The organism is Nitratireductor sp. XY-223 (assembly GCF_004959855.1).
Taxonomy (GTDB): domain Bacteria; phylum Pseudomonadota; class Alphaproteobacteria; order Rhizobiales; family Rhizobiaceae; genus Hoeflea_A.
In genome coordinates, this window is the sequence record NZ_SPNT01000003.1 from 460,658 (window position 1) to 472,976 (window position 12,319).

The window sequence follows — 12,319 nt, forward strand, 5'->3', positions numbered from 1 at the left end:
AATTTCATCATATTATATCGAAACTGGAAATATCGTAGGACTTCTCTCCGCTGAAAATCATGTCCAACGGGAGGCACCATGTCCGAAACAATCCTCGTCACCGGCGCCACCGGCACAATCGGCCGTCCTCTTGCCCGAATGCTGGCGCGTGACGGCTGCACGGTTCGCGCCATGAGCCGGGGTCCGCTACCAACAGCCGATCGGAAGGACGAATTGATACAGCCGGTCGCAGCGCATTTCGATGATCCCGCCGCGCTGGCGGCAGCGCTCGAGGGCGCCGATGCAGCGGTGCTGATCACACCCGCCGATGGAGCAGCCGGTCGCTATGCCCGCAATTTCATAGAGGCGGCACGCGCCGGGAACCTGAAACGGCTGGTCCGCGTCTCGGCGCTCAAGGCCGCCCGTGACGGACCGACCGAAAACACCCGGCTGCACGCGGAAACGGAGGACCACATCGCATCCAGCGGGCTGCCGCATGTCGTTCTCCGGCCGCAACTCTTTATGCAGAATCTGTGCTTCGAAGTGCCGTCCATAAGGGACGGGGCGACATTCAGTTTTTCGACCGGGGACGGGCATATGGGCATGATCGACACGCGCGACATCGCGGCCTGCGCAGCCAAGTGTGTTCAGAGCGACGATTTTCTCGGCAGGACACTGGAATTGACCGGCCCCGAGACATTGTCATGGCATGACGCCGCGTCGATCCTGTCAGAATTGTCAGGACGGCGCATTTCCTTTGTACCGGTCGCGCCCCAAAGGCAGTATGAAACAATGGTCGCCGCAGGGATCGATCCCTGGATGGCGGCGGTGTTGCGCGACTACGGCGCTGCCTATGGTGGTGGATGGGGCGACTATGTCACAGACGACGTCGAACAGATAACCGGCCGTCCGGCAACAGACTTTAGGCGCTTTGCCGCCGACATGATCATGCCCGGAATCAGCCAAGCGGGAGAATAGGCGATGTCCCTCAAAATCCTCGGTCTCAGGACAACGATCTACAAGGTTGCCGACCTTGAAAAGGCGAAGAGCTGGTACACCGACGCCTTCGGCCCCAAGCCCTATTTCGACGAGCCGTTTTATGTCGGCTTCAACATCGCCGGTTATGAACTCGGTCTGATGCCGGATGAAACGCCAGCGGACGAAAAGACCGGCACAGTCCTGACCTATTGGGGCGTGGAAGACGTCGAAAAGGCCGTCGCGCATTTCGAGGCGCTGGGCGCGACCGTCGTCGAGAAACCGACCAATGTCGGCGGCGAAATCGTGGTGGCCGGTGTCGCCGACCCTTGGGGGAACGTTGTCGGCCTGATCTACAATCCGGAATTCAAGCTGCCCTAGGCGTGATCCGCGTTGGCGGCGGCGACCTTTTCAATAACGGCGACCGCCGTGGCGACGCCGTCTTCCGCCCGCAGCTTTTCGCCGATGGCCTTTGCCCGCGCGCGCATTCGGCCATTGTGGATAAGCTGGTCGAACGCGTCGGCGAGATTGTCAGTCGTGACCTTTTTCTGCTGGATCGGTTCCGGTCCCGCGCCCAGTCGCCGGACGGTCTTGCCCCAGAAAGGCTGGTCGGCAAAGAACGGGCAGATCAGCGTCGGCTTGCCGGCGCGTAGCCCGGCGGCGGTGCTGCCGGCGCCACCGTGATGGACGACGGCTGCGACCTTCGGGAAAAGCCAGTCATGCGGCGCCTGGTCGATCATGAGGATGCTGTCGGGAAGATCGCGGGCCTCCAGGCCGCCCCAGCCGCTGGCGAGGATACCGCGCTGGCCGGTCTTGCGGAGCGCTTCGACAACCGCCGCGGCAAGCCGCTTCGGATTGCGCCCTGACATGGAGCCGAAGCCGATATAGATCGGCGGCGGCCCGTCTGAGAGGAAACGCTCAAGTGCCTCCGGCGGCTGCCAGTCGTCTTGCGCTTCGAGGAACCAGTATCCGGACATGATCGCGGTCTGCGGCCAGTCGGCAGGGCGGGGCAGGACGTGCTCGCTGATCGCGTGGAGCGCCGGCAACGGTAGGCCCTCCTGATCGGCCAGGTAATCGAGATTGACGCGTTTGACCGGCGTATTCGTGGCCTCGCGCCAGGCGCGCACGTCCTTTCCCGCCGACGCCTTGATGAAGAAATTGACAACCCTGTAGCCGAGCCGGTTGTACCAGCCGCCGAGTCCAAGATCGGCGAAGCCGACGCACGGAAACTGGCCGGTCGGTACGATCATCGGAATAGGTGTTGCCAGGACGCAAGGAACCCCGAGCTTCTCGCCGATAACCGGGCCGAGCACGGCCTTGGGATGAAACAGGACAAGGTCCGGCATAACGGTCTCGGCAACTGCCCAGCTATCCGCGATCGCCTGCCGCTGCAGCGGCGCGACCTGGCGCCGCATCCGGATCATCGCGGACACGGTCCGCACGATATTGGTCGTGTCCTCCATCAGCGCCTTGCCTTCGTCGGAATCGACGATCTTCATGAGGTCGTCGCTGATGAAGCCATAGGTTATGCCGTGGTTTTCGATGAAATCGCGAAAGCGTTCGCAGGTCGCAAGGGTGACAGCGTGCCCTGCCTTCTTCAGCCCCTTCGCCAGCGCCAGATAGGGCTGGACATCGCCGCGGGAGCCGATCGTCAGTATCAGGATTTTCATGAAGCCTCCGAGGTCACGTACTTGCAGTTATGTATTGGGCACAACCGGTTCAAGCGCAAAATATGAGGAACTTTCACGTTCCGACAACGCTCGCGCCCTTGACATTCATGCACCGCATCGCCATCTAGCGGGCCTTGGCTTGAGGCGCCTGCCGCTCGCTGGTGAAAACCATGGTGAAGACCTCAGCACGATATTCGACGCCAATTCAGAGCATCTGGATCGATGGCAACGCGAGCACCTTCATTTACCGTGATGCGCAAATCGAATGAGGCGAAGAATGACCGACGCATTACCGACGATTGAGACATTGAAAGACCAGGCCCGCCGACTGCGTAAGTCGCTGGAGCAGCAAGGTCAGTCGATGAGCCACGCCAAGGCGCTTGAAGCCATTGCCCACCAGCATGGTTTCAAGGACTGGAACACGATCAGCGCGCGGGCGTCCAACACGCCGCCGTTGGCCCCGGTCTATGTGGGCGAGGCGGTCACCGGCATCTATCTCGGCCAGCCCTTTTCGGGGCGGGTCCTGGGGATCTATGCGCTGCCGGCGCACGACCGCTACCGGATCACCTTGCACTTCGACGAACCCGTCGACGTGGTGACCTTCGACAGCTTCTCCGCTTACCGCCAGAGGGTGAAAGCGGTTATCGACTCGCGTGGGACCACGCAGCAGAAGACGTCCAACGGAAACCCGCATCTGCAATTGCATTTGTAGGAAAAACCGCCTGCCGCATTCCGGTGCGGCAGGCAACGCGCTCTAGAGAGTCGCGGCCACGCGGCTGCCCTGATCGATGGCCCGCTTCGCATCCAGTTCGCCGGCCTTGAATGCGCCGCCGATCGTCTGGTTGGCGATGCCGCGTTCGCTGAGCGCGTCGGCGAGGCTATTGTCGGAAAGCTGGCCGGCACAGATGACGATCGTGTCCACCTCCAGCCATTGCGGGTCGCGCCGCTCCTCGCCGAAGGATATACGCAGACCCTGGTCGCCGATCTCCTCGTAATTCACATTGCCGAGCATCTTGACGTCCTTCATCGCCAGCGCAGCGCGGTGGATCCAGCCGGTCGTCTTGCCGAGGCCGGCGCCGTGTTTCTTGGCCTTGCGCTGCAGCAGCGTGATCTCGCGCGGCGACGGATCCGGTTGCGCGCCCGCAGGGCTGAGCCCCCCGCGCGTTTCGGAAGGATCGCCGACGCCCCATTCCCTTTTCCAGAGATCGAGGTCCTCCGTCGGCGAATGGCCCTCATGGGCGAGATATTCGCACACATCGAAACCGATGCCGCCGGCGCCGACGACGGCGACCTTCCTGCCGACCGGCTTTCTGTCCCGCAGGACATCGATATAGCTCAAAACCTTCGGGTGGTTCTGGCCGGGGATCTGCGGATCGCGCGGCAGGACACCGGTGGCGACGATCACCTCGTCGAAGCCCTGGTCGGTCAGGGAGTCCGGATCGACCGCCGTTCCAAGCACGCAACGCACCTGCTTGAGCTCGAGCTGGCGCTTGTAATAGTCGACAAGGCCGACGAATTCCTCCTTGCCGGGTATGCGCTTGGCCATGTTGAGCTGCCCGCCGATCTCGTCCGCCCTGTCGAACAGCGTCACCTCGTGGCCGCGCTCGGCTGCGACCAGGGCCGCCGAAAGCCCGGCCGGTCCGGCGCCGACGACAGCGATGCGTTGCGGCTTCTCAGCCGGCAGGTAGTTGAGTTCCGTCTCATGGCAGGCGCGCGGATTGACGAGACAGGTGGAGAGCTGCATCTGGAATGTGTGATCGAGGCATGCCTGGTTGCAGGCGATGCAGGGCGTGATCTCGTCGGCGCGTCCTTCCTGTGCCTTCTTGACGAACGCCGCGTCGGCCAGGAACGGACGCGCCATGGAGATCATGTCGGCGCATCCGTCGGCAAGCACCTGTTCGGCCACGTCTGGCGTGTTGATGCGGTTCGAGGTGATCAGGGGGACCGACACCTGGCCCATCAGTTTCTTTGTGACCCAGGTGAAAGCGCGGCGCGGCACCGACGTGGCGATCGTCGGGATGCGCGCCTCGTGCCAGCCGATGCCGGTATTTATGATCGTCGCGCCGGCAGCCTCGACCGCCTTGGCAAGCTGCACGACCTCGTCCCAGGTCGAACCGTTCGGAACCAGATCGATCATCGACAGCCGGTAGATGATAATAAAGTCCTCGCCGACCGCCTTGCGCACGCGCTTGATGATCTCGATCGGCAGGCGCATGCGGTTTTCGTAGGCGCCGCCCCAGTCGTCCTCGCGCTTGTTGGTGTGGGTGACCAGGAACTGGTTGATGAAATAGCCTTCCGATCCCATGATTTCGACACCGTCATAACCGGCCTCGCGCGCCAGCGCCGCGCAGTTGGCGAAATCGGCGATCTGTTTTTCGATGCCGGCCTCATCCAGTTCGATCGGCGCGAAGGGCGAAATCGGCGACTTGACCGCCGACGCCGAAACACCGCCCGGGTGATAGGCGTAGCGTCCCGAATGGAGGATCTGCATGGCGATCTTGCCGCCTTCGGCATGCACGGCCGTGGTTGTCGGGACGTGTTCGGCCACTTCGTCCATGACGGAGAGCTTGCCGGCGCCCGGCAGGGCCGCGCCTTCCTCGTTCGGCGAGACGCCGCCCGTCACCATCAGCCCGACACCGCCGCGGGCGCGTTCCGCAAAATAGGCGGCGACGCGATCATGTGCCTTGCGGTCTTCCAGGCCCGTATGCATGGAGCCCATCAGGATGCGGTTCGGAAGCGTGGTGAAGCCAAGGTCGAGGGGCGAGAAGATGTGCGGATACTTTGTCATGGACGATCCTTGTCGAAGTTCGGGCTGGCTGGCGAGCGCTGGCTTGCGTGATCTATCCGGACCGAGCGCGTTGCTGCATAAGGAACGGTCCGGCCTTCTCGCTCATCTTTTCGGCCAGAGCGGCCAGCGCGTTGGCGGGGCGGATCATGACCTCGAACTCGGCGATCTTGCCGTCGTCGTCAAAGCGGATCATGTCGATTCCCTTGAGCGACTTGTCGCCGATGCGGGCGGTGAATTCCAGCACGGCGCTCGAACCGTCGTCGGTTGCGAACTGCCGCTCGTAGCGGAAATCCTCGAAGATCCCCGACACCGTCGTGATAATAAAGACAAAGGCCTCCTTGCCCGGATAGGGCTTGAAGAAAGCCGGGGACCGGAAAACCATGGACTCGGACGCCAGGTCCGCCAGACCATTGACATCCTTGGTAAGAAACAGTTCATGCCAGCGCTCCAGCGTCTGTTGCGCCGCCGGTTTCAATCCCGGTAAAGCCGTCATCAGCGTCCTCCCGTCACGTTGCGTGATGGCCAGTTCATATGTGCATTGACACATATATGCAAAGTTCAATAAAAATGACAAGGAAAAATGGAGTCGTTCTGAAATTGGCCCTCTCGCACGCCATCCTCGTCTGCCTGACCGAGCGTCCGATGTCGGGGTATGACCTCGCCAAGTTCTTCGACACGTCCATCGCGTTCTTCTGGAAGGCGACCCATCCGCAGATCTATCGCGAACTGAAGAAGCTCGAGGAGCAGGGCTGCGTGACCTCCAACGAGGAGGTCCAGTCGGGAAAGCCCAACCGCAAGGTCTACAGCATCACAGATGCGGGCCGCGATGCCCTCAAGGCATGGTCGCGCGAGCCGGTGGCATTGCCGCTGATAAAGGACGATCTTCTGGTGCGGCTGCAGGCCATCGAACATGTCGACAAGGATGCCCTGCGGGCACAGGTCCGCGCGCGCCTTGCCGCGCATCGCGAACAGCTGGAGCAGTATCACCACATCCGCGACATGCGCTTCAGCGGCGGCGCGGCGGTGCCGGAGGATCTCGGCAAGCTCATGGGGCTGGAACTCGGAATCCAGTACGAGCAGGGCTGGATCGCCTGGTGCGAAAGCGTGTTGGAGCGGCTGGAGCGCGCCTGAGCTGCGCCAACAATTGAGATATCCCATCTCGAGTCCAGTGACCGCCGAATTGAGGATAGCCGTTGTATCTGCACCGCGTTCCCATTACGGGTAATTTTGTTGCTCTCGCCTCTTGTTCCCATTATGGGAACATACTATATTCTGCCCCATGCAGGTGATAGCGAAACGTACCCTTAGGGAGTTCTGGCAAAAGCATCCCAAAGCAGAGACTCCCTTGAAGGTCTGGCACAGTATCGCCAGCAGAGCCTTGTGGGAGAATTCGCAGGATATCAGAGGTCAATTCGGCAATACCGTTGACTTTGTCGCTGACAACCGCGTGATTTTCGATATCGGAGGCAACAAGTACCGCCTCATCGTGCATGTTTCATACACCTACAAGAGAGTGCTCGTTAAGTTCGTCGGAACCCATAGGGAGTACGATAAGATCGACCCGGAGACAGTGTGATGGAAAACATTCGCGCAATTCGAACTGAAGATGACTACGAATGGGCGCTTGCCGAAATCGAAGCGTACTTCGAGAAGGAACCGGCTCCGGGAACTCCGGATGCTGATCGTTTTGATGTGCTCTCCGATCTCATTGCCGTCTACGAAGATAAGCATTGGGCTATCGATGACCCGGACCCTATAGAGGCTATCAAGTACGTGCTTGACCAAACTGACGCCGGGCAGGCTTACCTTGCCGAAGTGCTCGGTTCGCGTTCCCGTGCGTCTGAAGTTCTGAACCGTAAGCGCGCCCTTTCGCTGGCTATGATCCAGAAGATCCACAACCGGCTAAACATCCCCTCGGATGTGCTTATTCAACCCTATCATCTTGCTCGATCAGAGCTTGACCGACCGTAATCTCAGCGCATTGGAAATGACGGAGACCGAAGACAGGCTCATCGCCGCCGCCGCGATCATCGGTGACAGAAGGCTGCCGGTCAGCGGATAGAGCACGCCGGCGGCAATCGGAATGCCGGCGGTGTTGTAGGCGAATGCGAAGAACAGGTTCTGCTTGATGTTGCGCAGCGTCGCGTGCGCCAGCCGGCGCGCCCGCACGATGCCGGTCAGATCGCCCTTCAAAAGCGTGATGCCGGCACTCTCGACAGCGACATCGGCGCCGGTTCCCATGGCGATGCCGACATCGGCGGCGGCGAGCGCCGGCGCATCGTTGACGCCGTCGCCGGCCATGGCAACGCGTTTGCCCTGCGCCTTCAGATCGTCGACGAGCCGCTTCTTGTCCGCCGGCAGGACGCCGGCATTGACCTGATCGATGCCGAGCTGGGCGGCTACCGCATTGGCCGTAGTCTCGTTGTCACCGGTCGCCATGACGACGGTGAGACCCTCGTCGTGCAGGGCACGAATGGCTTCGGCCGCGTTGGCCTTGATCGGATCGGCGACCGCAACGATGCCGGCGAGTTCGTTCTCGATAGCGACGAACATCGCGGTCTTGCCCTCGCGTCTCAGTCCGTCTGCCGCGGATTTTGCCGCAGACAGATCGATCTGCAGTGTCTCCATCAGCGCGTCGTTGCCGAGCGCCACATCGCGCCCGGTGACCTTGCCGATCACGCCTTTGCCGGTGACCGCCTCGAAATTGATCATCGTCTCCAGCGTGAGCTTCGCGTCCTCTGCTCCCTCGACGATGGCCTCGGCCAGCGGATGCTCCGAACCCTTCTCGAGCGTGGCGGCGAGTTTCAGGATCGTGTTCTTGCTGTGCCGCGACAGGCCCACCACGTCCGTCAATTTGGGCCGGCCCTCGGTGAGGGTTCCGGTCTTGTCGACGACCAGGACGTCTACGCCGCCGAGACTTTCCAGGGCCCGCGCGTCCTTGACGAGGACGCCGGCCTGCGCACCGCGCCCGGTGGCGGTCATGATCGACATGGGCGTCGCCAGTCCCAGCGCGCAGGGGCACGCGATGATCAGCACGGAGACGGCCGAGATCATGGCGAATATGAAGGCCGGGGAGGGACCGACCGCCAGCCAGACGATGAACGCGATCACTGCGACGGCGATGACGGCGGGCACGAAATAGGATGCGACCTTGTCGGCAAGGCCCTGGATCGATGCCTTAGAGCGCTGGGCGCTCGACACCATTTCGACGATCTGCGCCAGCGTTGTCTCGCTGCCGACGCGCTTTGCCGCCATGACGAGGCTGCCATTCCTGTTGAGCGTTCCGCCGGTCAGCGGATCGCCGGCGGTTTTCTCGACCGCCACCGGCTCGCCCGTGATCATGCTTTCGTCGACCGCGCTGCGGCCGTCAATGACGACACCATCCACTGGAACCCGGTCGCCCGGCCGCACGCGCAGCCGGTCGCCCTCTAGGATGTTTTCCAGCGGCGCGTCATATTCGGTGCCGTCGTCGAGGATGCGCCGCGCCGTTTTCGGCGCCAGGTCGAGCAACGCGCGGATCGCGTCACCCGTGCGCTCTCGCGCCCGCAGCTCCAGCACCTGACCGGCGAATATCAGCGCGATGATGACCGCCGCGGCCTCGAAATAGACGGGCACATGCCCGCCGTCCGCCTGGAACTGGGCGGGAAACAGGCCCGGAAGGAATGTGGCGATGACGCTGTAGCCATAGGCCGCGCAGACACCGATCGTGATCAGCGTCCACATGTTGAAGCTAAGCGAGCGGATCGATTGCACGCCGCGCTCAAAAAACGGCAGGGCGGCCCAGAGGACGACCGGGCTTGCCAGCACGAATTCGATGAAGATCGACAAGCGTTCGCCGAAGAGCGAGCGAACCGGAAGGCCGACCATCGGTCCCATGGTAAGCACAAGAAGCGGCACCGCGCAGACGAGGCTGATGATCAGCCGCCGGGTGAAGTCGACCAGCTCTTCATTGGGTCCGTCGGGCGCGGCCCCGACCGCCTCGAGCGCCATGCCGCAGATCGGGCAACTGCCCGGCGCGTCGCGGATGATTTCCGGGTGCATAGGGCAGGTATAGGTGACATCGCCCTGAACCGGTATTTCGACGCGTCCGGCGTTTCCGGTGGCATAGAAGTAGGGATCCTTTTCAAAGGACTCCCGGCATTTTTCAGAACAGAAGACATACTCCGAGCCGCCGAACTTCGCGCGCGGCGTGGCGTCACCGACTTCGACCCGCATCCCGCAGACCGGATCGGCCGGCAGAGCGCAGTCCGCTGGCGGCTCCTTCACGGAAGCCGGTTGTTCGTTCTTGTCAATGCCGGACACGCCCCCCGGTTCGGCGGGTGCCGGTGCCGCATCTGTTTTTTCACGCATCAATGGCTCCGATGGCTCGCGCAAATGCAGCTTATAATATGTAATCTTTCGTGAAAAAACCCAGAGAAATGAAACCCGGTCGCCAACATTCGGCGACCGGACGGGACACATTTCAGCGTGAGGCCGCGGCGCTCGAAAGCGTCAGTGCGCCGATGCCGGCGGACGCGTTCAGGCCGATGTTGCCGCTGACGCTGACGGGAACGAGATTGAGGTTGTTCTTCAGATTGCCGACCAGCACGTTCGCGCCGACGCCGATGCCAAGGCCCGCTGCGGCCGAGACACCGACGTAAGTGCCGTCAAGCCGGCCCTGCGGGACCTGGTAGCTCGGCGCGTAGACGGCCCACAGGAGTCTTTCGCTGCGCTTGAAGCCGATATCCGGGCCGACCTTGGTGATCGATCCATTGTAATGTTCAAAGGCTTGGCCGGCATGACGGTTCTTGAAGGTGCAGGAAAGGTCGCTGGACGATCCGATGACGTAGCCAAAGCCGCCCTGGCTGGTACAGCTCAGCATTCCGATCTTCGTGAAGTGACGCTTCGGCGCGGCCGCCTGCGGGATCTCCACCGGCGGTGTATCGGCCGCCAGGATGGGTGCCGTGGCCATAACCACCGCCACTGCGGCGGCTCCAATCGTGGTTGCCGGTTTTCCTGCTTTCATCCGTTCTCTCCTGCTCGAAAATTGGGGGCGATTGTCGCCGGCCGTCCGCGCCCGAACAGCGCCCTTCCAGGCGCCAATACAAACGCGGAATTCGCGGCCAAATTTGGCCGAGATTGTGTTGCTTGTCGGGTAATCCTGTGCCGCTTTTCCATCTGCCGGCGATAGGCGGCAAGAATGCCCGATGCCGGCTACGTCGCGAATTTTTCACAATAATTCTTGATCGTGCAATTAACCGAAAGCTAGAGTCATTCTTAAGCGGCTAAACTCGGCGATCAGATGCGGTCGCCACGGGGCCGCGCTTGATCGTGGAGGATGCGGGTAATGATGCGAACAGTCTTTTATGTAGTCTCGGTGGTTGCGCTGCTCGCCGTCTGGCTCATCGCATTGGCCTGGCCGCCCTTTGTCTGGGCGCTGGTGATCGTCATCCCGCTTATTCTTGTCGGCTTCTATGACATTCACTGGTCGGATCACAACGTCCTGCGAAACTACCCGGTGATCGGCCACCTGCGTTACGCCTTCGAATTCATCAGCCCCGAAATCAGGCAGTATTTCGTCGAGAACAACGAGGACGGCAAACCCTACAACAGGATTCACCGCAACCTGGTCTACGCGCGTGCGGCCGGAACGGTCGATACCCAGCCCTTCGGCACCCAGCGGGACATCATGGAGGTGGGTTTCACGCGGGGCAGCCATTCGCTCGCCCCCAAGGAGGTTTCGCGCGACGAGGCCCGGGTCACCGTCGGCGGTCCGGAATGCAAGCAGCCTTACTCGGCCTCGCGCCTCAACATCTCCGCCATGAGTTTCGGCGCGCTCAGCCCGACCGCGATCCACGCCCTGAACGCCGGTGCGAAACGCGGAAATTTCGCCCACAATACAGGTGAGGGCGGGCTGAGCCCGTACCATCTTGCCGGCGGCGGCGACATCATCTTCCAGATCGGCACGGGCTATTTCAGTTGCCGCACGCCCGAGGGAACGTTCGACGAGGACAAGTTCATCGAGATCGCCAATCGCGATGTGGTCAAGATGATCGAGATCAAGCTGTCCCAGGGTGCGAAGCCGGCCCATGGCGGCGTTCTGCCTGCCGCGAAGGTCGACGCGGAGATCGCGCGAATCCGCGGCGTGCCCGTGGGCAAGGATGTCATCTCACCGCCGGCGCACACGACCTTCTCTTCGCCCGAGGGATTGCTGGAATGGGTCGCGCGTTTGCGCGAGGTCAGCAACGGCAAGCCGATCGGTTTCAAGCTGTGCATCGGCAGGCGCCACGAATTCATGGGCATCGTCAAGGCCATGGTGAAGACGAAGATCCTGCCGGACTTCATAACGGTCGACGGAGCGGAGGGCGGCACCGGTGCGGCGCCACTGGAGTTCACCGACCGCCTCGGCGTGCCGATCAACGAGGGCCTGTCCTTCGCGCATTCATGTCTCGTCGGCGCGTCGCTGCGCGACAAGCTGCGGGTGATCGCCAGCGCCAAGGTGGTGACCGGTTTTCACATGGTGGAGAAAATGGCGCTCGGTGCGGATATGTGCAATATGGCGCGGCCCATGCTGTTCGCGCTCGGCTGTATCCAGGCTGTGCGCTGCAATACCAACACGTGTCCCACCGGCATTGCGACGCAGGACCGCCAGCGCGCCAAGGCGGTGGACATCGACTCGCGTCAGGTCCGGGTGGCGAATTTTCACGACGCAACGGTTGAAAGCTTCCTGGACCTCGTCGGCGCAATGGGCATTGAATCGCCGGACCAGTTGACGCCCGACCTGATCTACCAGCGGGTCGCCGATGAAACCGAGCGCACCTATGATGAAATCTACGCGTTCCTGAAGCCGGGCGAACTGCTCGGAAAGGACATCAACCCCGCTTTCGCGCATCACTGGGCAAAGGCCAGCGCCGAAGCGTTTTGACCC

The 12,319-nt window shown here is 61.9% G+C and carries 12 protein-coding genes; 7 read left to right on the plus strand and 5 right to left on the minus strand.

The annotated features are described in order from the left end of the window. The first annotated feature begins 78 nt into the window (after nucleotides 1-78). Both E4M07_RS13750 and E4M07_RS13755 read left to right on the plus strand, forming a co-directional pair. Nucleotides 79-957, plus strand: a complete 879-nt coding sequence (locus E4M07_RS13750) for an NAD(P)H-binding protein (protein ID WP_136658915.1) — start codon at nucleotides 79-81, stop codon at nucleotides 955-957. Between the two features lie 3 nt (nucleotides 958-960). Beyond that, nucleotides 961-1,335 carry a VOC family protein gene (locus tag E4M07_RS13755; RefSeq protein ID WP_136658916.1) on the plus strand — a complete coding sequence of 125 codons (375 nt, stop codon included), beginning with the start codon at nucleotides 961-963 and terminating at the stop codon, nucleotides 1,333-1,335. Here the strand turns inward: E4M07_RS13755 and E4M07_RS13760 are convergent. Next, nucleotides 1,332-2,624 (minus strand): glycosyltransferase, encoded by a 1,293-nt coding sequence (locus E4M07_RS13760; RefSeq protein ID WP_136658917.1) that lies wholly within the window; start codon nucleotides 2,622-2,624, stop codon nucleotides 1,332-1,334. The genes E4M07_RS13755 and E4M07_RS13760 overlap by 4 nt on opposite strands. Before the next feature lie 277 nt (nucleotides 2,625-2,901). On the opposite strand from E4M07_RS13760, the gene E4M07_RS13765 reads away from it, so the two are divergent. After that, complete coding sequence (locus E4M07_RS13765) at nucleotides 2,902-3,336, plus strand: glyoxalase superfamily protein (RefSeq protein ID WP_136658918.1); 435 nt, start codon at nucleotides 2,902-2,904, stop codon at nucleotides 3,334-3,336. A 42-nt stretch (nucleotides 3,337-3,378) separates the two neighbouring features. Here E4M07_RS13765 and E4M07_RS13770 read toward each other — a convergent pair whose 3' ends face one another. After that, nucleotides 3,379-5,412 carry an NADPH-dependent 2,4-dienoyl-CoA reductase gene (locus tag E4M07_RS13770; RefSeq protein ID WP_136658919.1) on the minus strand — a complete coding sequence of 678 codons (2,034 nt, stop codon included), beginning with the start codon at nucleotides 5,410-5,412 and terminating at the stop codon, nucleotides 3,379-3,381. 52 nt (nucleotides 5,413-5,464) lie between these two features. Continuing rightward, the gene (locus E4M07_RS13775; protein WP_136658920.1) at nucleotides 5,465-5,905 is read right to left on the minus strand and encodes a nuclear transport factor 2 family protein; all 441 of its coding nucleotides are present in this window, start codon (nucleotides 5,903-5,905) and stop codon (nucleotides 5,465-5,467) included. Nucleotides 5,906-6,009: 104 nt separating this feature from the next. Between E4M07_RS13775 and E4M07_RS13780 the strand changes: the two genes are divergently transcribed. The 3 genes from E4M07_RS13780 (at nucleotide 6,010) to E4M07_RS13790 (ending at nucleotide 7,383) form a co-directional block, all read left to right on the plus strand. After that, nucleotides 6,010-6,543, plus strand: coding sequence for a PadR family transcriptional regulator (locus E4M07_RS13780; RefSeq protein WP_136658921.1), 534 nt, complete (start codon nucleotides 6,010-6,012; stop codon nucleotides 6,541-6,543). A 148-nt stretch (nucleotides 6,544-6,691) separates the two neighbouring features. After that, nucleotides 6,692-6,988 carry a type II toxin-antitoxin system HigB family toxin gene (locus E4M07_RS13785; RefSeq protein WP_136658922.1) on the plus strand — a complete coding sequence of 99 codons (297 nt, stop codon included), beginning with the start codon at nucleotides 6,692-6,694 and terminating at the stop codon, nucleotides 6,986-6,988. Beyond that, on the plus strand, nucleotides 6,988-7,383 hold the full coding sequence (locus E4M07_RS13790; RefSeq protein WP_136658923.1) for an XRE family transcriptional regulator: 396 nt from the start codon (nucleotides 6,988-6,990) through the stop codon (nucleotides 7,381-7,383). The genes E4M07_RS13785 and E4M07_RS13790 overlap by 1 nt, the downstream gene beginning before the upstream one ends. Here the strand turns inward: E4M07_RS13790 and E4M07_RS13795 are convergent. Next, nucleotides 7,363-9,762, minus strand: coding sequence for a heavy metal translocating P-type ATPase (locus E4M07_RS13795; RefSeq protein WP_136658924.1), 2,400 nt, complete (start codon nucleotides 9,760-9,762; stop codon nucleotides 7,363-7,365). The two genes, E4M07_RS13790 and E4M07_RS13795, sit on opposite strands and share 21 nt — an antisense overlap. A gap of 112 nt (nucleotides 9,763-9,874) precedes the next feature. Beyond that, on the minus strand, nucleotides 9,875-10,417 hold the full coding sequence (locus E4M07_RS13800; RefSeq protein WP_136658925.1) for a DUF992 domain-containing protein: 543 nt from the start codon (nucleotides 10,415-10,417) through the stop codon (nucleotides 9,875-9,877). 321 nt (nucleotides 10,418-10,738) lie between these two features. Between E4M07_RS13800 and E4M07_RS13805 the strand changes: the two genes are divergently transcribed. Next, a complete protein-coding gene (locus E4M07_RS13805; protein WP_206057250.1) occupies nucleotides 10,739-12,316 on the plus strand; it encodes an FMN-binding glutamate synthase family protein in 1,578 nt (525 codons plus the stop codon). Nucleotides 12,317-12,319 lie beyond the last annotated feature (3 nt).